The following is a 22,158-nucleotide window of genomic DNA, read 5'->3' as shown; positions in this document are numbered from 1 at the left end:
TTGTTGGGCCCGTGTATGGGCATGCCATCGCTCCTGCCCCTGAAGAGGGCGACGTTATGCTGCAAGTGCGAAGATAGGAGCAAAAGGTTAAGATGACAACTAAAACCACGGATACCCCAGCAGATGCCCAGGTTTCTGCCGCACGAATGGCCGAGAATCTCAAGAAAGTCGAGGCGCTAGCCGAGCGTTTGGGGCAGGTAATGAGCAATCGCCAAGGGCATCAGGCGGCGCTGGATGGTCCGAATCAAGAGTTGTTTGCCAAGGCGGGACAGGCCTATGCAACCGAGGCTGTGACCAATCCGGCCAAGCTGATGGAACACCAGATGGGCTATTGGACCAAAACGGTCACCCATTTTATGGAGGCGCAACAGGCCTTGGCCAAGGGCACCCTATCTGCCCCCGAAGATAAAACCGGCAAGGACCGGCGCTTTTCCAATCCGCTGTGGGAAACCCACCCCTATTTCAATTTCGTCAAACAGCAGTACCTGATCAACGCAGAGGCCGTGACCCAAGCGGTCGAGGACGTGACCGACATGGAACCGCGCGAAAAGCAGCGGCTGGCCTATTTCAGCCGTCAGATCGTCGACATGATGAGTCCGACCAATTTTCTGGCCACCAATCCCGATGCTTTGCAGCGCGCGATAGAAACGGACGGCGAAAGCCTGATCAAAGGGCTGGAGAACCTGATCAGCGATCTGGAGTCGAACAACGGCGAGTTGATTGTGAAACTCGCGGACGAAAAAGCCTTCGAACTGGGGCGCAACATTGCCACCTCACCGGGCAAGGTGGTGTTTCGCAATAAGATGTTCGAGCTGATCCAATACACGCCGACCACGGAAAAGGTGCATGCAACCCCGCTGCTGATCTTTCCGCCGTGGATCAACAAATTCTACATCCTTGATCTCAAGGCGCAGAACTCGATGGTAAAATGGCTGGTCGATCAGGGGCACACGTTGTTCATGATCTCATGGGTGAACCCCGATGCGACCTACCGCGACATCGGGATGGAGGACTATATTCAGGACGGTTATCTGGCCGCGATCCGCGAAGCCAAGGCGATCACCGGTGAGGATCAGGTGAATGCGGTGGGCTATTGCATTGCCGGTACAACCCTGTCGCTGACCCTGAGCCTGTTGAAACAGAAGGGCGATAAATCGGTCAAATCCGCGACCCTGTTCACCGCGCTGACTGATTTCTCGGATCAGGGTGAATTCCGCCCCTTCTTGACAGATGACTTCATCGACGGGATCGAGGCCGAGACCGCCGACAAGGGGATCCTCCCCTCCATCATCATGGCGCGCACGTTTTCCTATTTGCGCGCAAATGACCTCGTCTATGGACCGGCAGTGAAAAGCTATATGATGGGGGAAACCCCACCTGCCTTTGACCTGCTCTACTGGAACGGGGATGGTGCGAACCTGCCGGCGAAAATGGCGATGCAGTATCTGCGTGGTCTGTGCCAGCGTAATGAACTTGCCGAGGGCGGGTTTGATTTGATGGGCCATCATCTGGTGCTGGACGAAGTGGACGTGCCGCTTTGTGCGATTGCATGCGAGACCGATCACATCGCGCCCTGGAAAGACAGCTATCGCGGCGTGCAAAAGATGGGGGCGAAGGACAAGACCTTTATCATGACGCAGTCGGGCCACATCGCCGGCATCGTCAACCCGCCCTCCAAGGGTAAATACGGACATTATACCAACGATGATACGGGGCTGACCCATGAGGACTGGTTGGAAGGGGCGACCTTTCACGAGGGATCATGGTGGCCGCGGTGGGGAAAGTGGCTGCAAAAGCGCTCAGGCAAGATGATTCCCGCCCGAACTCCGGGGGCAGAGGGGCGCAAAATCGTCTCCGACGCGCCGGGGGCCTATGTCGCCAAGAAGGCAAGTCACTGAATTCAGGCTTGATTTACCTTAGGTAAGAAAATCTTGCTGCAGCGCAGAAAAATGCTTGAAATGCTGCGCTGCAGCACGTATATCCTTTGCAGACGCAGAAACACGGGGCATCACCCGGTTGGCGCCAAGTGAAATGCAAACAAAGGATAGACAAATGACAAAGACACCAGACATGACAGCGATCCTGAAAGACGTTATGGGTTCTTTCCCGGTTGATACATCTGCAATGGAAGGCGCGTTCAAAACGTCCGCCACGCTGAACGAAAAACTGTCCGGCGTTGCGCTGAACGCAGTTGAGAAATCCACCGAGGTTTCCACAAAGTGGACAAAAGACACCGTAGCAAAGATGTCCGAAATGGCAAAAGCCAAGGCCGAGCCTGCGGATTACGCAAAAGCAATGACCGACTTCGCCTCTGCTTCTGCTGAAGCCGCAGCCGAGCATATGGCCGCTTTCGCTGAAATCGCGAAAAAAGTTCAGATGGACACAGTTGAGCTGATGATGGCGGCTGGTAAAGACGCGCAGGAAGAAGCAACTGCTGCTGTGAAAAAAGCCTCAAACGACGTACAGGCTGCTGCGAAAAAAGCGACAGCAAAGTAATCGCCCTAACAGCGATTATTCCCCCTTACGCGCATCTTTGCGGATGAATGTAAGGTAAAGGCGGGCTTCCCTGAGCCCGCCTTTTTCTATGGTTAGCCCTGAATTTTAAAAGGGTAAGGATTCCCTTACCTTTTCCCAAAATCGCTTCTGCGCCATGATTTGACCGCCGACCAACATGGTCAAGGCTGCCCTTGGGGGGTGGTTATCATAATCAGGGGATATCTTATGGTTAACGTTACCAGTAATGCGCTTTTGCCTTTTGGCGCTGAATCGCTTTTTCGCAATGATGATCGGTCATCGGCTGCAATCGACATCACGTCGATCTTTCAAAGCGGCATTACCATCGGGGACACCAATTACACGTCCCTATACGTCAATACCAATGGCAACGTGACCTTTGGCGGTGGTTTAAGCACCTTCACACCGACCGGCATTGGTGTCGGCACCGGCAACCTTGATATCATCGCACCGTTCTGGGCCGACGTGGATACGCGCGGCACCGATGACGCGAACAAGAATGTGTTCTGGGATTTCAACGCTGAACGCGACAGCTTTGTCGTCACTTGGAATGACGTCGGGTATTACAATTCCAATCAGGACAAGGAAAACACCTTCCAGCTCGAATTGGCCGACACAGGCAATGGCAACGTCCAGATCGTATTCCGGTATGAGGACGTTCAATGGACCACGGGCGACGCCTCTGGCGGGAGCAGCGGTCTGGGCGGCACCATCGCGCGGGCGGGTTTTGCCTTTGGTCAGGACCTCAGCTTTGAATTGCCGTCGTCTGGCAATCAGAACGCCATCCTCGAATTGGAAAACAACCCGGGCAACTCGGGCGTCGACGGGGCGTGGATTTTCGACATCCGAGATGGGGCCTTGGTCAACGTGGGCGGCGCGGGAAACGATATTCTGGTCGGCGCCGAAGAAAGCGATTCAATCTTTGGTAATGACGGGGATGACGACATCGATTCCGCCGGCGGCAATGATTTTGTCTACGGCGGCAACGGTAATGATGATCTGGTTGGCGGCGTCGGCAATGATTTCATCAGCGGTGGACTTGGGTCTGATCGCCTCGACGGGGGGGAGGGGTTCGATATCGCGGATTGTCTCGCCTATGAGTTCGACGCTGGCAGCTTTACCATCAACGACGATGGCACGGTCAGCCTGACCGGCGAGGGCGGTGACATTGACACCTTGATCTCAATCGAAGCGGTCGCGTTTTCGGACGGCGATTTGCGCTTTGACGTCGGTGCCCTCGAAAGCTTCGGGGCGGCCTATCGCTTCTATACGTCGATCTTGAACCGTGAACCGGACGGGGCGGGTCTTGATTTCTATGTCAGCCTGCTGGACGACGGTGTCTCCCTGTTCGACATCGCACAGGACATTTCAACCTCGCAGGAATTCGTTGAGAGCTTTGGCAGCGACCTTGATACCGAAACGTTCCTTGGCCGCGTTTATCAAAACATCCTGAACCGGACACCGGATGGTGCGGGCCTTGAGTTCTGGCGCAACGCGATCGACACGGACGAGGTCAGCCGCGCCGAAGCGGTGGTTTATATTTCCGAAGATGACGAAAGCCGCGGGATTACCATCGACGTGATCGGCAACGGCTATTTTGTCGAAGACTTCGGTTTCTAGGCTCTTCCCACCTAATCGAGTTAATCCGAAAACGGCGCAGGTTCTTCTGCGCCGTTTTCCATTTTTACGCATCTGTTTGTGGGGTTGACTTACATACTATGGCGTATGGTTGTGCACTGCGGGACCGTTTTAAATCCGTTTTTGCGCGGGAAAATCGGCAGACCGCTGGCTCATGCGCGGTCTAATTTTCCCCTATCTCACCGTCGTGCTTTCATTTTGTGCATTCTGTGCTTAAGCTGCAGTGCAGCACGCATTCTGGGAGAAACACCGTGGCGGATACACCCAAACCCCTGTTGATCAAACGTTACGCATCGCGGCGGCTCTATAACACCGAAACCAGTGATTACGTGACCCTTGACGATATCGGGGGCTTCATTCGCGATGGTCGCGAGGTCCAGATCATTGATCTGAAATCGGGTGATGATCTGACGCGGCAATACCTGCTGCAAATCATCGCTGAACATGAAAGCCGCGGAGAATCCGTTCTGCCGGTCGGCGTGCTGAACGATCTGGTGCGCAGCTATATGTCGGGCAATGTGTCGGTGGTGCCGCAGTTCTTGCAGGCTTCCTTTGACATGCTGCGCGACGGGCAAAGCAAAATGGTTGAGAACATGACTTCTATCAATCCGCTGGCCAAAATGCCGGGATTGACAAATATGACCAGCATGCCGGGCATGGAGGCGATGCAAAAGCAGCAAGAGGCCTTTTTGAAAGCGATGACAGGCGGCTGGGGCAGCACCGGTATGGGCTCCACTACCCCAACACCGGAGCCAGAGGCCGCAGAACCGGCCGAAGACCTTGATGCGATCAAAAAGCAGCTCGCGGATTTGCAAGACAAGCTGTCTAAACTCAAATGACGCTTGGACCGGTTCGGGTCAGATCCCCAACCGGTCACGCATCGCATACCAGCTCATCGCCAGTGCCAGCAAAGGCGTGCGCATGACGCCGCCACCTGGAAATGCAGGGGTTGGGATCACCGACATCGTGTCGAACCCGTCCCCATCGCCCTGAACCGCGCGCGCCATCAAAGCGCCCGCATGCGTCGCCGTGCCGACCCCATGGCCGGAATACCCTGAGACCGACAGGATATTGCGCCCGACACGGGCCATATAGGGCAGGCGTTTCATGGTGATGGCCAATGTCCCGCCCCATGCATAGTCAATCTGCACGTCTTTGAGCTGTGGAAACACAACTGACATCGGTTTGCGCACCTTGGCGGCGATATCGTCGGGGAATTTGTAGCCATAGCTTTCGCCGCCACCGAACAGTAGCCGCCCGTCATGGCTAAGACGGAAATAGTTCACCACAAATCGCCCGTCCGCCACCGCCACATCGCGCGGTAATACATCCTTGATACGCTCCCCCAAGGGTTCGGTCGCAGCGATGAAGTTGTTAATCGGCATCACCCGTGCGGCCACCTTGCGGTTCAGCCCGCCCAGATATCCGTTGCATCCCAGTATAACGTGATCTGCCATAACATGACCGGCATCGGTTTGTATCTTTGCCTTGCTGCCCTCTTCAATGTGGTGAACCGCGCTCCCTTCAAAAATCCGTACGCCAGCGTCTGTTGCTGCGCGTGCCAGCCCCAGCGCATAGTTCAGCGGGTGCAAATGGGCAGACCCCATATCAAGGATCCCGCCGCGATAATCTGGGGAGGGGCAGACCGATTGCAATGCAGCATGATCAAGGGTCTCGATTTGCGCATAGCCATAATTTTCGCGCAGGAATTCCGCATAGGCATGCAGGTCGCGGACGTCGCCGTCATTTGACGCAGTCCACGCGACACCCGGTTTCAAATGGCAGTCGATGTTGTGGCGCGCAATCAGATCTTTAGCCAAATTGACCGCTTCAAGTCCCATGTCCCACAGCGTTGCCGCATGATCGGTTCCGGCCATTTGCACAAGTTTGGTTTGTTCCACCCGCTGGCCGGTGCCCAATTGCCCCCCGTTGCGCCCCGATGCGCCAAACCCGACGCGCTGCGCCTCAAGCAGGACGACATCGCGGCCCGCCTGCGCCAGATGGAGTGCTGCGACTAGACCGGTATACCCCCCGCCAATCACACAGACATCTGCAGTGGTGGCCCCCTTTAGCGGGGCATGGCGGTCATGCGGTGTGGCGGTCGCAGCGTACCAGCTGTCTGGGTATTGGCCGCGCCGGTCATTGGCATAAAGCAGGTTCATCGCGTCAGACGTTCAGCAACAGGTGTTCGCGTTCCCATGGGGAAATCACTTGCAGGAACTCGTCATATTCCGCCCGCTTCACGATGCCGTAAACGCGGGCAAACTCGGGCCCGAGAACCTCGTGCAGGGCTGTTGCCTCGTCAAAAATATCAAGAGCCGACCCCAGAACGCGCGGGATATCGCCATCTCCGTCATAAGCGTCCCCTTTGAATTCGGCCTTGGGGTCTTTGGCATCCATCAACCCCAGATAGCCGCAGGCAAGCGAGGCTGCGATGGCCAGATAGGGGTTGCAATCCATCCCCGCCAGCCGGTTTTCTACCCGTCGTGCCGACGGGCTGGACAGGGGCACGCGAATGCCCGTCGTGCGGTTGTCATAGCCCCATTCAAGGTTGATCGGGGCCGCGTGGTCTTTCACATACCGCCGGTAGCTGTTCACATAAGGCGCGATCACCGCCAAAGCGGCAGGCATGTGATTTTGCAAACCGGCGATGAAATGCATAAATTCTGGCGTTTCGCCGCCATCCTTGCCGGAAAAGATATTCGCGCCGGTTTTCCTGTCCAGAATGGAATGGTGGATGTGCATCGCCGAGCCGGGTTCGTCCGCAATCGGTTTGGCCATAAAGGTCGCGTAACACTCGTGGCGCATCGCCGCTTCGCGGATCAGACGTTTGAAATAGAACACCTCATCGGCCAGTTTCACAGGATCGCCGTGTAGCAGGTTAATTTCCAACTGGCCTGCGCCGCCTTCCTGCGTAATGCCGTCAATCTCGAAACCCTGCGCTTCGGCAAAGTCATAGATGTCGTCGATCACGGGGCCGAATTCATCCACGGCCGTCATCGAATAGGCCTGCCGCGCGGCCGCGGGACGGCCCGAGCGGCCGATCATCGGCTTGATGCTTTGCGCGGGATCAAGGTTGCGGGCAACCAGAAAGAATTCCATTTCAGGGGCCACAACCGGCTCCCACCCTTTATCGTGATACATTTTCACCACGCGTTTCAACACGTTGCGCGGTGAAAACTCCACCGGTTTGTCGTGGCGGTCATACGCGTCGTGAATGACCTGAAGCGTCCAGTCGCCGGTCCATGGGGCGGCGGTGGCCGTGCTCATATCAGGCTTGAGGATCATGTCCTTTTCGGTGAACCCGTCGTCGCCTGCGGCTTCGCCCCAGTCACCGGTGATGGTCTGGTAAAAGATGCTGTCGGGCAGGTGAAAGTAATCCTGCCGTGCGAATTTGGAGGCTGGTACCGCCTTGCCCCGCGCAATGCCTGGTAAGTCCGAGATGATGCATTCGACCTCGTCCAGCCGCCGGCCCTCCAGATAGGTTGAGGCGGCTTCGGGCAATGAGTCTTTCCAATCGGCCATCAGGCCCTCTCTTTCTTGAAAAATGCGGCCATCCTTGCGGCGACTTTCTCGCGGTCCAACGGGGCGTCTAGTTTGGCGCGTGCAGCATCGATCTGCGGATCGGGCACCACCCCCTTGCCGCGATGCTCAAGCAGACCTTCGATAAAATCGTGATCGTATTCGGGATGGGGCTGGATGGTCCAGAAGGTATCGCCATACAGCAACGCGGCATTGGCGCAGAAATCCGTTGAACCAATAACCTGCGCTTGGGCGGGTTTTACCGTCACCTGATCCTGATGCCATGCGTTGATCGCGACGGTTTCGCCCTCAAGTGCATAGTCAACCGCACCAACCGACCAGCCGCCATCGAATTTTTCGACCGTTCCGCCCATCGCCTGCGCGATGATCTGGTGGCCAAAGCAAACACCGATCATCGGGATATGCGCCGCGTAACAAGCGCGGATAAACTCTTCGAGCGGCGGGATCCACGGATGCGGTTCATAGGCACCGTGACGCGAGCCGGTAATCAGCCAGCCCTCGGCATCCTTTACGCTGTCGGGCATTTCCCCGTCCACAACGGACCACGCCTGATAGGTGAAATCGCGATCCCCCAAAAGCCGCTGGAAATACGCGTCATAGCGCCCCCGCGCAGACAGTTCTTCGGGGGGATGGCCGGTGATGAGGATGCCAATTTTCATACAAAGCCCTTACACGGTTTCGAGGTAAATTTCGACCTGCTCTTCAGGGCTCAATTCGGCCATGTCGCGCAGTTCCTGCCGTTTGGTCATGACCAGATTGCGAATAAGGTCTGCGGGAAAGATACGCGCGACAACGGGGTCGGTTTCGAAAATATCGATGGCAGATTGCCAGTCGCCCGGGATTTGCGGCAAATCAAGGCTGTAAGCGTTGCCGGTGATCGGGGCAGGTGGTTGCGCTGCGTCCTCGATCCCGCCGATGGCGGCACCCAAAACGGCCGTCAACATCAGATAGGGGTTCACATCCCCGCCTGCGACACGGTGTTCGATGCGGCGCGCCTTATGGCTCCCTGAAGGAATGCGGATGGACGAGGTGCGGTTTTCATAGGCCCAGCAGACACTTGTGGGCGCATGGGCATCGGGCACGATCCGGTCATAGCTGTTGGCGTGCGGGGCAAAGATCAACCCAGATCCCTGCATAGCGCTTAGACAACCGGCGACCGCATGGCGCAAGATGTCGGTGCCTTCCGGTCCGCCGTTGTCAAAGACGTTGTTGCCCTCTTCATCCAGCACCGAAAAATGCATGTGCAATCCGTTGCCTGCGTAATCGGGATAGGGTTTGGCCATAAAGCTGGCCGCAAACCCGTGTTTGCGCGCCAGACCTTTGACCAGCATCTTGAACAGCCACGCATCATCTGCCGCGCGCAGGGCGTCATCGCAATGCATTAAGTTGATCTCGAATTGGCCAAGCCCTGCTTCGGAAATTGCGGTGTCAGCGGGAATGTCCATTTCTTCGCAAGCGTCATAGAGTTCGGTAAAGAAATTATCGAACTGATCCAGCGCGCGCATCGACAGGATGTCCCCCGCCTGACGGCGTTTGCCCGACCGTGGGGAGGGCGGCACTTGCAGCTTACGCCCCGAATCGTCGATCAGGAAGAATTCCATCTCGACAGCGCAGACCGGCGTCAGCCCCTTGGCCTTAAAGCGCTTCAAAACCGCGTTCAAAGCGTGGCGCGGATCACCGGCAAAGGGGCGGCCATCGTCGTGATACATCCAGATCGGCAAAAGGGCGGTCGGGTTCTCCAGCCATGGCATCGGCATGAAGCCCCGTTCGGTGGCGCGCAAAACGCCGTCCTTGTCACCGCTTTCCATGACCAGCGGGCTGTCTTCGATGTCTTCGCCCCAAATATCCAGGTTCAGAACGGAAAAGGGAAACCGTGTGCCATCCTCCAGCGCTTTGTCGGCGAAACGGGTCGGAATACGTTTGCCGCGCGGCTGCCCGTTAAGATCAGCAGCGGCGACCCGCACAGAGCGGACAGCAGGGTTTTTGCGAAGCCAGTTGTTCATAGCACACCAGTTGGGCGGTGGGCCATGCGGTTTGGCGTGGCCCATGTGGGTCCGCCAAAGGCATCCGCCGCCCACGCGCCGGATAATTTGATCAAATCTTGGATACTACCGGATCAGATTGGGACGCAAGCGTATTTTTTGCCGCTGCTCTTGGGGCAGGTGCCGGTTCAGGCGTTTATTGATCGCCCCGAACAGCCCGATGATCACCAGCGTCAGCAGAATGAAATACCCCGCAAGAATCGGGTAAGGGATGAACGGGTTGAACGTTTTGTCCGCAAAATAACTGGCGTAATACAGGGCATCACCGCGTTGTTGCTGGGCCGGAAAACCGGTGAAAAACACCAGTGTCGTTGCGTGAAACAGGAAGATCGCCTCGTTCGTGTACGCAGGCCACGCAAGGCGCAGCATCGTGGGCCAGATCACCCGTTTGAAACGCGTCCAGCCCGAAAGCCCGTAAGCATCAGCCGCTTCGACATCGCCCTTGGGCACGGATTGCAATGCGCCGTAAAAGATTTCGCCGGTATAGGCCGCGGTATTCAGGAACAGCACCACCAAGGCGCCCAGCCATGCGGCGGAAAAGGCATTGAACATCGGTGCCTGCTGTTTCAGCGACAGGAACAAAAAATAGCCGAAAAAGAACTGGATAAACAGCGGTGAGCCGCGAAACAGGAAGATGAACCAGGCGGCAGGTTTGTGAAACAACGGGTTGGTGCTGGCCTTGCCGACCCCCAAAAGTGTTGCCAGCACAAAGCCGAAGCTCAGCGCGAACACCCCGAAATAGACGTTCCAGATCATGCCCGACCCGATGAGCGTGAATTGTTCGCATAGGGTAAACCCCTCGCGCGGGAGCAGGCGTTCGCCATAACCCAAGGACCGCAGGCCATAGTCCTGAATGGTTTGAATACAGGCGTTCACGCTGCTTTCCTTTGGGCTTCGCCGCCGGTGGTGGCCTGTCCGCGTGTGAGCCTGTTCATCAAACGGCCCAGCACGATTTCCGACACGCGCGTGAAGGCAAGGTAAAACACCAAGAGGACAAGGAAGTAATAGACCCGCCAGTCACCATGCGGATAATCGGTAAAGCGCGGTGTCTTGGCGCTGCCCAGATCCCGCGCCCAGTAAACGATGTCTTCGACGCCCAGAAGGAACAGCAATGGCGTGGCTTTGATCAAAACCATCCAGAGGTTCGACAGACCGGGCAGGGCATAGACCCACATTTGCGGCACGGTGATGCGCCAGAAGGTCTGGCGGTGTGACATGCCGTAGGCTTCGGCGGTTTCGATTTGCGCACGCGGGACCGCCCGCATGGCACCGAATAGGACGTTGGCGGCAAAGGCCCCGAACACGATGGCAAATGTCACCACGGCAAGGGAAAAACCGTATACTTCATGCACCCATTGCGGGGCGTTGCCCAAGGGCATTTTGGCCGCCTGACACACGATGAAATCGCTGCCTTGGCGCAGCGGTTCGTCCCAGTCGGGGCATTTCACCTTATGGCGCAGGTATTCAAGACCCTGATCCAACGCGATGACGAAAAACAGAAAAAATGCGATATCGGGCACGCCGCGTACCACGGCGATATACCCCTTGCCGAACCACCGCAGCGGGGCGATGCGCGCCCGTGCTGCCATCGCGCCGCCAAATCCGAAAGCCAGCGCCGTCGGGGCAGTGACGGCCAGCAGCAAGAGCACCGTGCCGAACGCGGAATAGAACGCCAGATGTTTGCCGGTGGTGAGATAACAGCTCAGCCATTTCAGCCCCTCCAAGGCGGGGGGATCAATACAATACTCAAACATAACGCAGGCTTTGCCGCGCAGGGTGGGGGATATGGCTGGGGATCAGGAACATAGGAAAAAGGGGCAGGCACAGGGCCCGCCCCAAGTCTGTCTTATTCAAAAACCTTGGCGTCTTCACCGAACCACTTGACGATGGCCGCGTTGATTGTGCCGTCTTCTTTCATGGACGTGATCGCCGCGTTGAACTTTTCTTTCAGCTCTGTGTCGCTTTCGCGCAGACCCATGCCAACGCCGCCACCCAAAGGCACGTCGTCGCCTGCAAAGACCAACTCGCCTCCGGAGGCTTCAACAGTTGGGACCAGCGCGTCCTTGTCGGCGAAAACAGCATCCGCTTCGCCGGACATCACAGCCGCAACTGTGTCGTCATAGGTGGCAAATTCCAGCAAAGTTGCACCGGATTCGGCAACGTAACCGGCTTGAATGGTGCTTGTCTGTGCTGCAATCACGCCGCCGCTCAGATCCGCATCTGCTGATTTCGCCATATAGGCGGAGGAGGCTGGCGGGATGTAGTTCTGTGTGAAATCAATGACTTCTTCACGCTCGTCGGTGATCGACATGCCTGCGATGATGGTGTCATAGTTGCCCGAAGTCAGGTTCGGGATGATGCTATCCCACTCGTTTGTGACCCACTCGCAGGTCAGCTCGGCGCGTTTGCACATCTCGTCGCCCATTTCACGCTCATAGCCGTCCACTTCGCCCGCATCGTTGAGGAAGTTATAGGGAGGGTAAGCGCCTTCCGTACCCATGCGAATGGTTTTCGCGTGGCCGTCGGCCATGGCAACACCTGCCGTCATGGCAAGGGCAACTGTGGAAAGGATGATCTTTTTCATGTGGTATACTCCCGTTTATGGTTTTTTGTTTACGTCGCTAGGGTTGCCGATAGGAACCCGCGCAAGCGTTCGGATTTGGGTGCGCTGAACAGGATGTCCGGCGGCCCTTGTTCTTCGATCAGACCCTGATGCAAGAAAATCACGTGATCGGACACATCAGCGGCCAGTTTCATATCGTGGGTCACAATGATCATGGTGCGCCCTTCGGCGGCCAGATCCTTGATTACCTTGACAACTTCCTGTTCCAGCTCGGGATCAAGGGCAGATGTCGGTTCGTCAAACAACAGCGCTTCGGGCTCCATGCACAGCGCGCGCGCGATGGCCGCGCGTTGCTGTTGGCCCCCTGACAATTGCGCCGGATAGACGTCGCATTTATCGCCGATACCCACCTTTTCGAGATACCCGCGGGCGGCTAGTTCAACTTCTGCACGGTCGCGGCGCAGCACCGTCAAAGGGGCCTCCATCACGTTTTGCAGAATGGTCATATGGGCCCACAGATTGAACTGCTGAAACACCATCGACAGGTTCGTGCGGATGCGCAGCACTTGCGCGGGATCAGAGGGGCGGCGGTCATGGCCGGTGCCCTTCCATGTCAAAGGTTCGCCTTTGAACAGGATGTCCCCTTGCTGGCTGTCTTCCAGCAGATTGCAGCAACGCAGCAGCGTGGATTTGCCGGATCCTGACGAGCCGATCAACGATATCACATGCCCGCGCGGTGCCGACAGGCTGACGCCTTTGAGCACTTCCAAGGTGCCATAAGCCTTATGCAGGCCGTCGATCTGGATCACGGGGGGTGGTGTGCTCACTCGGAGGTACTCTTGCTGATTCCAACCTGAATAAGGGGGTAAAACGCGTGGAATTGCAACGGATTCGGTCCCGTTGCAACGAAAGTGACCAAGGGTTAGGCAGCTTTGGCGGCGTTTAGCTGTCGCGTGCAACGCGTTGGCGCGCCATGTGGCTGTCAGTGTCGGTCACACCCAGCAGGCTGGCCACAAGACGCAGCAGCGCGTTTTCCTCGTCAGAACGTTTGCCATCGGCCAATACCACCTGCCAAAGCGCTTCGATCACCCCGACGCGTTCCTCGTAAGCAACGGCGTCCTTGATCGCGCGGGTGAAGCGGACCGTATCGGGGGCCTCGCGCTCCAGCGCTTCGCCCTCGCTGCGCAAATCGCGGGCCTGCGTCGCATCCAGACCATAACGCGCGGCGGCGATGTCTTCGATCCGGCGTGCCTCGGCAGCGGCATAGTCATTGTCGGAACGCGCGACGCGCACGAGCAATGCGGTCAGGGCCAGACGCGCATCGGCGTCGGCCAGCGGGGCGGGGTCGGGCTGTGTCAGCCGTTTTAGGAAATCACCAAACATGGCCTGCATATAGGTGCAGAAAAGTGAAAGGCCAAGTCAGAGTGCGCGTGTTGCTTTGGCGCGCAAATCCTCGATGTCGCTGTCGGTCAGGCCGAGTGCGATTTCGATCGCCATAAGCTGGATTTCTTCTTTTTCATGGCGGTGCCCGTCTGCCAAAGCCACCGACCACATGGCTTCGCCCAAGGCCAGCCGATGCGCGTAATCAATTTCTTCGCGCAGGATGCGGGCAAACTCGGGCGTTTCGGGGGCGTCGCGTTCCAACGCCTCGGCGGTCGCGCGCAGCTTGGCCGCTTCGATTGGACCGATTTCAAAAGTCCGCGCCAGAATACGGTCGATCTGACCGATTTCGGTTGCGCGGTAATTTCGGTCCGCAAAGGCCACGCGCACCAGCAATGCCCCAAGCGCCAACTGCGCATTGGGTTGCGGCAAAGGTTTCGGTTCCGGGGCACGGCGGGGGAAAAGACGTTCAAACATAAGAACAATCCTTAACTCATATCGGGCGGTTTTCCAAAGCGTAAACTGTCGAGTGCCAGCCCTTGCGGGTCAGTATTTGTGAGAACAAAACCCGCAATGTCCGCGTGCCCGTCTGATCGCAGAAATGCGACCGCGAATTCACCGGTGGGCTGGACCGGAACAGGGCCGATAAAGCTGCCGTCGCGGCGGTAAAAATGCACCAGCGCTGCGCCGTCTTCACCGCCGCGCAAATCAAAGGCGAGGGCGGATTGGTCCTGATCAAACAGCACCGCAATCGCGCCTTCGCCCTGCGCGTCGCGTTTGGGAAAACCGGCGCTGCCATACCCGTTCAGAACTGTGTTGCCGGAAAAATGGACCAAAGACAGGTTCTGTCCCGCGCGCCCTGCCATCATGGTCAGAGGGGCAAAGGCATCGCCGGACACTTCGTCATGCGGGCCGCGGGCACCCACGCTTTGCCCTGCGAAGTGTTCGCCAAAGGTGGCCCCTTGCAACGGGAGGACATCGTCAATGTTATGACCGGGGCCGGCACCGGCGCGTTCGCCCTCGAATGTGATGATTTTGGTCAGGCTCAGGCTGTCAGGATCAACAAGACAAACGGGCTGGCCGCAGGCAAATGCGGTGGCCGGTGAGAGAGCCAGAAAAAGGGCCGCCAATCGGAACATGGCGGCACCTTAGCACAGATTGGTCCACCGGTGGTGGATTTTGTGGCGCTTTAGTTCTCGTAGCCTTCGACGATCACCATGTTGCAGTCGGCGACTGGCAAGCGGATGTCTTTGGCCGCCTTGTACGCTTCGCTTTCATAACAGGCGATGGCATCGGCGTAGCTGGCGAATTCAATGGCGACCGTGCGGCTGCGCCATGTCCCTTCGGTCTGTACCTGTGTCCCGCCGCGCACCACAAAACGCGCACCATAGTCGGCCAAAGGCTTGGCATTTGCGGCGCGGTAGCTGTCATAGACCTCGGCATCTTTCACGTCCATCGTTGCGATCCAGTATCCCTTTGGCATGGCGGCCTCCCTTTAAGCGTGTTGAATTTCTGGCTGAGTTTGCCGGCTTCGACGTCCAGCCCGTAGGGCGCATTTAGCACAAACATCCCTGATCCCACCATCCCGTGGCCGGGGCGGGCAGGCGGAAACCGGACTTCGTGGCGCATCGCTTGCGGATGGCTGGCTTTGAGTGCGTCCAGCATCGGCAGATGCGCTTTGTTGGTCAGGATCGGATACCACAGGGCAATGATACCGACATTCCATGCGCGGGTGATCTTGGCGATATGGCGCGGGATTGTCAGGTAGTCGTCTTTGATTTCATAGCTGGGATCAATCAACATCAATCCGCGGCGCGGGGTGGGCGGGGTCAGGCCGTGGGCCATGTCAAACCCGTCGCGTAAATGGATTTTCGCGGGATAGGGCGACATCGCCAAGGTCAGTGCTGCGTGTTCCTGTGGGTGCAGTTCGGCCAGATGAATGCTGTCTGTCGGGCGCAGCAATGATGCGGCGATCAGCGGGGAGCCGGGGTAACTGTCGGGCCCGTCACTTGCCGTCACCTGCTGCAAAACGCGTGTAAAAGGGTGTTTGGGGCCGAACCAGTGGCGTGTCTTTTCGATGCCTTGCGCGGCTTCACCGGTTTTGCGCGCCGCCGCGTCGGTCAGATCGTAAATCGCCCGCCCACCGTGGGTTTCGATATAGGTAAGCGGTTTGTCCTTGCGCGTAAGATAGTCGAGCATCCACGCCAGCAGCCCGTGTTTATGAACGTCTGCCAGATTGCCGGCGTGATAGATGTGTTGGTATGATAGCATCCGTCACCTTTTGTCGCGCGCGCCGAAACTCTTGCAAGAGTTTCGGCATGAAAATTGATTTTTCTTCGCTCACACCAGCCGCGACATGTCCTTCGCGGCGCGGACGAAATCCTTGAACAGGGGGTGGGGGTCAAAGGGTTTCGATTTCAGTTCGGGGTGGAACTGAACACCGATAAACCACGGGTGATCCGGCCATTCGACGATTTCGGGCAGTTTGCCATCGGGGGACATGCCCGAAAACGCCAGACCGGCCTTTTCCAACTGGTCCTTATAGGCGATGTCGACCTCGTAGCGGTGGCGGTGGCGTTCGTCGATAGTGGTGGTGCCATAGGCTTCGGCAACGCGCGAACCGGGGGTCAGGGTTGCATCATACGCACCCAGACGCATGGTGCCGCCTTTGTCGTCACCGACCTTGCGCTCCACCTTGTGGTTACCCTGCACCCATTCCTTAAGGTGGTAAACCACGGGTTCGAAACGTTTTTTGCCCGCCTCGTGATCGAACTCTTCCGAGCCTGCGGTTTTGACACCGGCGACATTGCGCGCCGCCTCGATCACCGCCATTTGCATGCCCAGACAGATGCCAAGGTAGGGCACCTTGTGTTCGCGGGCATATTGCGCGGCCTTGATCTTGCCCTCGGTGCCACGTTCGCCAAAGCCGCCGGGCACCAGAATTGCGTGGAATCCCTCAAGGTGGCTGGCGACGTCTTCGCTGCTGTCAAAGATTTCCGCATCCACCCATTCGACCTTGACCTTGACGCGGTTGGCCATGCCACCGTGGGTCAGGGCTTCTGCGATGGATTTATAGGCATCCTCAAGCTGGGTGTATTTGCCAACGATCGCCACGCGCACTTCGCCCTCGGGGTTGTGCACACGGTCATAAACGTCATGCCAGACGTTCAGGTCGGGTTTTGGCGCGGGGGAGATGTCAAAGGCATCCAGCACCGCCTGATCCAGCCCCTGCGCGTGATAGGCCAAGGGGGCTTCGTAGATGGATTTCAGGTCATAGGCCGCGACCACATGTTCCTTGCGCACGTTGCAGAACAGAGCGATCTTCTCGCGCTCTTTCTCGGGGATCGGCTGTTCGGAGCGGCACACCAGAATGTCCGGCGCGATGCCAATGCTTTGCAATTCCTTGACGGAGTGCTGTGTCGGCTTGGTCTTCAATTCGCCCGAGGCCGCAAGGTAGGGCAGGAGGGTCAGATGCATGAAAATGCACTGGCCGCGCGGTTTGTCATGGGAAAACTGGCGGATCGCTTCAAAGAAGGGCAGCCCTTCGATGTCGCCCACGGTGCCGCCGATTTCACAGAGCATGAAATCAACCTCGTCATCACCAATCTTCAGGAAATCCTTAATTTCATTCGTAACATGCGGGACCACCTGAATGGTTTTCCCCAGATAGTCGCCGCGGCGTTCTTTCTCCAGCACGGTGGAATAGATCCGGCCGGAGGATACGGAATCGGTCATCCGTGCGGGGACGCCGGTGAAACGTTCGTAATGGCCCAGATCCAGATCGGTTTCGGCACCATCATCGGTGACAAAAACCTCGCCATGTTCAAACGGGCTCATCGTGCCGGGGTCGACGTTCAGGTAAGGATCAAGTTTGCGCAGCCGGACGGAAAAGCCGCGGGCCTGTAACAGGGCACCCAACGCGGCAGAGGCGAGACCCTTGCCAAGGGATGAAACCACACCGCCGGTGATGAAAATATAGCGTGCCATGTGCCCGAAGACCCCCGTGAATTTCTTAGATGTATGCGGAATCTCCGCAGGTGGCGTGCCCTAAAAGCCGCACCATCACGGGATTTAAGAATAGCAGGATTCGCCGCAGCAAAGCAAGGCCAGCCCGCAACATCCTGTTGCGAAATTTGGACTGGCCTCAAGGTTTAGATGTTTGTGGTTAGTCGGAAAGCGGTACCAAAGGCGCATCGCTGTCCGATGGGGGCAGCAACAGATCGCCCGACGGGATCGATGTGTCGTCCTGTGTCGCCGCCGGTGGTGTCACGCCCAAACGGTCGATGACCGACGCCCCGGAAGATTTCTGCGCCACGATGATCGTCAGCGTTATCGACGTCACCAGAAAGGCCGCACCCAAAATCCATGTCAGCTTGCCCAGTGCCGTTGCCGCCGAACGGCCCGGAACCGCACCGCCGCCACCGCCGCCCATGCCAAGGCCGCCGCCTTCGGAGCGTTGCATCAACACAACGGCGATCAGGCCGAGGGCCAGCAAAAGGTGGATGATCAGAACGACATTTTCCATGGGTAGGCTGCTTTCGATTGGCGTTTGCGGCTATCTATGCATGTTTGGCCTGCGGGGCAAGGGAGGAACGCGGCGATCCGTGCAAAAGCAAATGGACAAGGGGCGAAAGCTGGGGCAGGGTCGCGCCATGCCTCATGATCATGCTTCACACGATGACCCGCACGCGCTTTTGCCTTCCGACCCTGCATTGCGGGTCAAGGCGTTGGAAACCCTGTTGACCAAGAAAGGGTTGATCGACCCTGCCGCGCTGGATGAAATCATCGACACTTACGAAAACAAGATCGGCCCGCGCAATGGGGCACGGGTGGTCGCGCGGGCGTGGTCCAATCCGGCGTTTCACGACGCCTTGATGAAAGATGCCACATCGGTGGTGGCCGATCTTGGGTTTTATGGCCGTCAGGGGGAACATATGGTTGCGGTGGAAAACACCGATACCGTGCACAACATGGTCGTCTGCACCCTGTGCAGTTGTTATCCGTGGCCCTTGTTGGGCATTCCGCCGGGGTGGTATAAATCCGACGCCTACCGCGCCCGTGTGGTGCGCGAACCGCGCCAGGTTCTGGCGGAATTCGGGGTGGTTTTGCCGGATGATACGGCTGTGCGGGTCTGGGACAGCACCGCAGAAATGCGGTATCTGGTGATCCCGCAGCGCCCCGCCGGCACAGAGGGCATGGACGAGGAAGCCCTGATGGCACTGGTCAGCCGCGACAGCATGATTGGAACCGGATTGGCGGGTCAGCCGTGAGCCGCCTTCATGACATGGGGGGCCGATTTGGCGATGGCGCGGTTGAACCCGAAGCCGAGGACATCAAGTTTCACGCCGACTGGCACCCGCGCGCAATGGCCTTGACCGTCGCCACGGGGGCGGTGGGGGCGTTTAATCTGGACATGTCGCGCCATGCCCGCGAATCCCTCTCGCCCAAGGATTACATGCGGTTTTCCTATTACGAAAAATGGTTGGGCGGGCTGGCGAATGTCCTGACCCAGACCGGTGTCATCACCCGTGAAGAGCTTGCGGGATCGGTCGATCCTGCGCCCAGTCCCCTGTCACCGCGCAAGTTGACTGCGGATCGTGTGGCTGGCGTTTTGGCCAAGGGCGGCCCGGTAGAGCGCCCGTCAAATGTGGCACCGGCCTTTGTCGCTGGCGATACGGTGATTGCCCGCAAGTTCGCGGAGAATGCGGACGTCAGCGGCGGGCACACACGTTTGCCGTCTTATGCCGCCGGGGCACGGGGGCGGATTTTGCGCCTGCACGGCAGCCACGTTTTCCCTGACAGCAACGCGCATGGTGGCGGTGAAGCGCCCGAGCCGCTTTATGCGGTGGTGTTTGCGGCTGCGGAATTATGGGCCCATCCCGAACATCCCAATGACGAGGTTGTTGTGGATATGTGGCAAAGCTACCTGACGGCGGCTCCATGAAACCCGAACCGGTCTTTGAAGCGCCTTGGCATGCGCAGGTTTTTGCCCTGACCGTGCATTTGAACGAAGCAGGGCATTTTGAATGGGGCGCTTGGGCCGAACGGTTCGGCGCAACGTTGAAGCAACACGGGGTCGCGCGGGAGCTGAATGGCGGCGAGGATTATTTCGCGGCATGGCTGGAAACCCTCGAAGGGTTTTTGGCCGAAATTGGCATGGCGGCCCCTGCGGAGGTTGGTGTTCTGCGCGATGCGTGGGAAGCGGCCTACCTGAGCACACCGCATGGTGCGCCGGTAAAACTGGCCGACGCCTGACGCCGCTTTTGGCCAAAGGCCAAATCGCCCCGCCCGCCGTCCCGTTTTATATGCCCCTGTTCAGGCGTCGACATCATCCATATCGGCCTGACCGGACAGCGACCGGCGCACGTGGCTCCAGCTGAGCCCGATGCCGAGGACAAAGCTGAGTGCCAACAGCCCGAGCCAAAGGTTCAGACTGGGGTTATCCAGCCGCAGCACGCCGAAGTCATAAAGCACCCAAAGGCAGGCACCGACCACCGCCACAACCAGCACCATGCCCACCAGGCCGATCGACCGCAAAGTGGCGCGTAGATAGATGATATAGCCAATGCCAAGGATCAGCCCGACAAGCACGGCAATGGATAGGTTGGCACTGCCATAGCTGCGGACCCAAGTGACATAGTTGTATTCGGTCGGGTTGAAGGTGGCGGCCAGCAGAAGAAAGGCGCAAAGCCAGCGCAGGATAAAGCCCATGGGAGTGTCCTTGTTGCGGTTTTAAACTGCCTAGCGCGGCGGAGTGGGAAAAGTCCACTGTTGGCGCGTGTGCAGAGTGCGGACAGTATATAAAGCCAAAAAGAGGGGTAGGGGTGCGTTTTGCGGTTTCACGGGACGGTCGCGGCCGCTATGACGGGCGCGGATATCTGCAAAGGAAAAAGCATTATGGCCAATGTCGTTGTTGTCGGAGCCCAGTGGGGTGACGAGGGAAAAGGCAAAATCGTTGACTGGCTGTCGGAACGCGCCGATGTCATTGCGCGTTTTCAGGGCGGGCATAATGCGGGTCATACGCTGGTGATTGACGGCGAAGTGTTCAAGCTGGCTGCGCTGCCCTCTGGGATCGTGCGGGGCGGCAAACTGTCGGTGATCGGCAATGGTGTGGTGTTGGATCCTTGGCATCTGATGGGCGAAATCGAACAGATTCGCGGGCAGGGTGTGGTTGTGTCGCCTGAAACGCTGATGATTGCAGAAAACACGCCGTTGATCCTGCCGATCCATGGTGAACTTGACCGTGCGCGCGAGGCGCAAAATTCCGTTGCGAAAATCGGGACAACGGGGCGGGGCATCGGGCCTGCCTACGAGGATAAAGTCGGGCGCCGGTCGGTTCGTGTGGCGGATCTGGCGGATGATGCGACGCTGGAATTGCGCGTAGATCGCGCCTTGGTGCACCACGATGCGCTGCGCCGCGGTCTGGGGCTTGATCCGGTGGATCGTGACGCGCTGCTGGCAAGCCTGCGCGAGATTGCGCCGGCGATTCTTGAATATGCGGCTCCGGTCTGGAAGGTGCTGAACGAAAAGCGCAAAGCGGGCAAACGCATTTTGTTCGAAGGGGCGCAGGGGTCTTTGCTGGACATTGATTTCGGAACCTATCCCTTCGTGACCTCGTCCAACGTGATTGCGGGACAGGCGGCGACCGGTACGGGTGTTGGTCCGGGGACGATTGATTTCGTGCTTGGCATCGTCAAAGCCTATACCACACGGGTTGGCGAAGGACCGTTTCCGGCCGAGCTTGATGACGAAGACGGCCAGCGGTTGGGCGAGCGGGGGCATGAGTTTGGTACCAACACCGGACGCAAGCGCCGCTGTGGGTGGTTTGACGCCGTACTGGTGCGCCAGACCTGTGCGACCTCTGGCGTGAACGGGATTGCATTCACCAAGCTGGACGTCCTTGACGGGTTCGAGACCTTGAAAATCTGTACCGGTTATGAGTTGGATGGGCAGCACCTTGAGTATCTGCCGACGGCGGCGGATCAACAGGCGCGTTGCACGCCGATTTACGAGGAGATGCCGGGGTGGTCCCAATCTACCGAAGGGGCGCGCAGCTGGGCGGATTTGCCTGCGGAAGCCATTAAATATGTGCGCCGGGTGGAAGAGTTGATTGATTGCCCTGTGGCGCTACTTTCTACCTCACCGGAGCGCGAGGACACCATTTTGGTGACTGACCCCTTCGCGGATTGATTGGAGGCCCTGTGGCACTGAGTTACAAAGCACGCAGACGCTGGTCACTGGTGGTATTGCTGGTCGCAATGCCACTTTACATTGTGGTTGCGGTCAATGTCGTCGCGTTGTTCGAGCGGCCGTCCCTTCTGGTCGAGCTACTTGTTTACGTGGTGCTTGGCGTGGTTTGGGTCTTGCCGCTTAAAGGGATCTTTAAAGGGGTCGGGCAAGCGGATCCCGACGCGGAGAACTGATCAAATCAGAGCGTGCTGCCGGTCATGGCGCACCCGTGACATAAGAAAAGGGGCC

At 58.0% G+C, this 22,158-nt stretch carries 25 protein-coding genes; 9 read left to right on the top strand and 16 right to left on the bottom strand.

Features of this window, described 5'->3' with window-relative positions:
* Positions 1-92: 92 nt before the first annotated feature.
* From Z947_RS0116000 to phaR, 4 genes are all read left to right on the top strand, one after another.
* The gene (locus tag Z947_RS0116000) at positions 93-1,898 is read left to right on the top strand and encodes a PHA/PHB synthase family protein (protein WP_025045296.1); all 1,806 of its coding nucleotides are present in this window, start codon (positions 93-95) and stop codon (positions 1,896-1,898) included.
* 154 nt (positions 1,899-2,052) lie between these two features.
* Positions 2,053-2,496, top strand: a complete 444-nt coding sequence (locus Z947_RS0115990) for a phasin family protein (protein ID WP_025045295.1) — start codon at positions 2,053-2,055, stop codon at positions 2,494-2,496.
* Between the two features lie 225 nt (positions 2,497-2,721).
* The gene (locus tag Z947_RS21585) at positions 2,722-4,134 is read left to right on the top strand and encodes a nidogen-like domain-containing protein (RefSeq protein WP_025045294.1); all 1,413 of its coding nucleotides are present in this window, start codon (positions 2,722-2,724) and stop codon (positions 4,132-4,134) included.
* 269 nt (positions 4,135-4,403) lie between these two features.
* Positions 4,404-4,991 (top strand): polyhydroxyalkanoate synthesis repressor PhaR, encoded by a 588-nt coding sequence (gene phaR, locus Z947_RS0115980; protein ID WP_025045293.1) that lies wholly within the window; start codon positions 4,404-4,406, stop codon positions 4,989-4,991.
* A gap of 18 nt (positions 4,992-5,009) precedes the next feature.
* Here the strand turns inward: phaR and Z947_RS0115975 are convergent, their stop codons facing one another.
* The 15 genes from Z947_RS0115975 to secG form a co-directional block, all read right to left on the bottom strand.
* Positions 5,010-6,314 carry an NAD(P)/FAD-dependent oxidoreductase gene (locus Z947_RS0115975; protein ID WP_025045292.1) on the bottom strand — a complete coding sequence of 435 codons (1,305 nt, stop codon included), beginning with the start codon at positions 6,312-6,314 and terminating at the stop codon, positions 5,010-5,012.
* A gap of 4 nt (positions 6,315-6,318) precedes the next feature.
* The gene (locus Z947_RS0115970; RefSeq protein WP_025045291.1) at positions 6,319-7,677 is read right to left on the bottom strand and encodes a glutamine synthetase family protein; all 1,359 of its coding nucleotides are present in this window, start codon (positions 7,675-7,677) and stop codon (positions 6,319-6,321) included.
* Entirely contained in the window at positions 7,677-8,354 is a 678-nt protein-coding gene (locus tag Z947_RS0115965; protein WP_025045290.1) for a type 1 glutamine amidotransferase, read from the bottom strand. Before Z947_RS0115965 ends, Z947_RS0115970 begins: the two co-directional genes overlap by 1 nt.
* A gap of 9 nt (positions 8,355-8,363) precedes the next feature.
* Positions 8,364-9,698: a glutamine synthetase family protein gene (locus tag Z947_RS0115960; RefSeq protein ID WP_025045289.1), complete on the bottom strand. Its 1,335-nt coding sequence runs from the start codon at positions 9,696-9,698 to the stop codon at positions 8,364-8,366.
* A gap of 105 nt (positions 9,699-9,803) precedes the next feature.
* Complete coding sequence (locus Z947_RS0115955) at positions 9,804-10,613, bottom strand: ABC transporter permease (RefSeq protein ID WP_025045288.1); 810 nt, start codon at positions 10,611-10,613, stop codon at positions 9,804-9,806.
* Complete coding sequence (locus Z947_RS0115950) at positions 10,610-11,491, bottom strand: ABC transporter permease (protein WP_025045287.1); 882 nt, start codon at positions 11,489-11,491, stop codon at positions 10,610-10,612. The genes Z947_RS0115955 and Z947_RS0115950 overlap by 4 nt, the downstream gene beginning before the upstream one ends.
* A gap of 92 nt (positions 11,492-11,583) precedes the next feature.
* The gene (locus Z947_RS0115945; RefSeq protein ID WP_025045286.1) at positions 11,584-12,321 is read right to left on the bottom strand and encodes a transporter substrate-binding domain-containing protein; all 738 of its coding nucleotides are present in this window, start codon (positions 12,319-12,321) and stop codon (positions 11,584-11,586) included.
* A 29-nt stretch (positions 12,322-12,350) separates the two neighbouring features.
* On the bottom strand, positions 12,351-13,127 hold the full coding sequence (locus Z947_RS0115940; RefSeq protein ID WP_025045285.1) for an ABC transporter ATP-binding protein: 777 nt from the start codon (positions 13,125-13,127) through the stop codon (positions 12,351-12,353).
* 115 nt (positions 13,128-13,242) lie between these two features.
* Positions 13,243-13,683 (bottom strand): tellurite resistance TerB family protein, encoded by a 441-nt coding sequence (locus Z947_RS0115935; protein WP_025045284.1) that lies wholly within the window; start codon positions 13,681-13,683, stop codon positions 13,243-13,245.
* Positions 13,684-13,719: 36 nt separating this feature from the next.
* Positions 13,720-14,157 (bottom strand): tellurite resistance TerB family protein, encoded by a 438-nt coding sequence (locus Z947_RS0115930; protein WP_025045283.1) that lies wholly within the window; start codon positions 14,155-14,157, stop codon positions 13,720-13,722.
* Positions 14,158-14,168: 11 nt separating this feature from the next.
* Complete coding sequence (locus Z947_RS0115925; RefSeq protein ID WP_025045282.1) at positions 14,169-14,819, bottom strand: hypothetical protein; 651 nt, start codon at positions 14,817-14,819, stop codon at positions 14,169-14,171.
* A 50-nt stretch (positions 14,820-14,869) separates the two neighbouring features.
* Positions 14,870-15,163, bottom strand: a complete 294-nt coding sequence (locus Z947_RS0115920; RefSeq protein WP_025045281.1) for a DUF1330 domain-containing protein — start codon at positions 15,161-15,163, stop codon at positions 14,870-14,872.
* Positions 15,127-15,951 carry a 23S rRNA (adenine(2030)-N(6))-methyltransferase RlmJ gene (gene rlmJ, locus Z947_RS0115915; protein WP_025045280.1) on the bottom strand — a complete coding sequence of 275 codons (825 nt, stop codon included), beginning with the start codon at positions 15,949-15,951 and terminating at the stop codon, positions 15,127-15,129. The genes Z947_RS0115920 and rlmJ overlap by 37 nt, the downstream gene beginning before the upstream one ends.
* 69 nt (positions 15,952-16,020) lie before the next feature.
* Positions 16,021-17,667: a CTP synthase gene (locus Z947_RS0115910; protein ID WP_025045279.1), complete on the bottom strand. Its 1,647-nt coding sequence runs from the start codon at positions 17,665-17,667 to the stop codon at positions 16,021-16,023.
* A 178-nt stretch (positions 17,668-17,845) separates the two neighbouring features.
* Positions 17,846-18,205, bottom strand: coding sequence for a preprotein translocase subunit SecG (gene secG, locus Z947_RS0115905; RefSeq protein WP_025045278.1), 360 nt, complete (start codon positions 18,203-18,205; stop codon positions 17,846-17,848).
* Between the two features lie 127 nt (positions 18,206-18,332).
* Here secG and nthA point away from each other — a divergent pair, with 127 nt between their 5' ends.
* The 3 genes from nthA to Z947_RS0115890 are packed head-to-tail and all read left to right on the top strand — an operon-like array spanning position 18,333 to position 19,935.
* Positions 18,333-18,950, top strand: a complete 618-nt coding sequence (gene nthA / locus Z947_RS0115900) for a nitrile hydratase subunit alpha (RefSeq protein WP_025045277.1) — start codon at positions 18,333-18,335, stop codon at positions 18,948-18,950.
* Complete coding sequence (nthB, locus tag Z947_RS0115895) at positions 18,947-19,624, top strand: nitrile hydratase subunit beta (protein ID WP_025045276.1); 678 nt, start codon at positions 18,947-18,949, stop codon at positions 19,622-19,624. The genes nthA and nthB overlap by 4 nt, the downstream gene beginning before the upstream one ends.
* Positions 19,621-19,935 (top strand): nitrile hydratase accessory protein, encoded by a 315-nt coding sequence (locus Z947_RS0115890; RefSeq protein WP_037938970.1) that lies wholly within the window; start codon positions 19,621-19,623, stop codon positions 19,933-19,935. The genes nthB and Z947_RS0115890 overlap by 4 nt, the downstream gene beginning before the upstream one ends.
* 60 nt (positions 19,936-19,995) lie before the next feature.
* Here the strand turns inward: Z947_RS0115890 and Z947_RS0115885 are convergent, their stop codons facing one another.
* Positions 19,996-20,391: a DUF6524 family protein gene (locus Z947_RS0115885; RefSeq protein ID WP_025045274.1), complete on the bottom strand. Its 396-nt coding sequence runs from the start codon at positions 20,389-20,391 to the stop codon at positions 19,996-19,998.
* A 186-nt stretch (positions 20,392-20,577) separates the two neighbouring features.
* On the opposite strand from Z947_RS0115885, the gene Z947_RS0115880 reads away from it, so the two are divergent.
* Both Z947_RS0115880 and Z947_RS0115875 read left to right on the top strand, forming a co-directional pair.
* Complete coding sequence (locus Z947_RS0115880) at positions 20,578-21,870, top strand: adenylosuccinate synthase (RefSeq protein ID WP_025045273.1); 1,293 nt, start codon at positions 20,578-20,580, stop codon at positions 21,868-21,870.
* Positions 21,871-21,881: 11 nt separating this feature from the next.
* Positions 21,882-22,103 (top strand): DUF2842 domain-containing protein, encoded by a 222-nt coding sequence (locus Z947_RS0115875; protein ID WP_025045272.1) that lies wholly within the window; start codon positions 21,882-21,884, stop codon positions 22,101-22,103.
* Positions 22,104-22,158: the final 55 nt, after the last annotated feature.

It is taken from the genome of Sulfitobacter geojensis (assembly GCF_000622325.1).
Classification (GTDB): Bacteria; Pseudomonadota; Alphaproteobacteria; order Rhodobacterales; family Rhodobacteraceae; genus Sulfitobacter; species Sulfitobacter geojensis.
The sequence above is the reverse complement of the archived record's forward strand: the minus strand, read 5'-3'. Positions and strand labels throughout refer to the sequence as shown.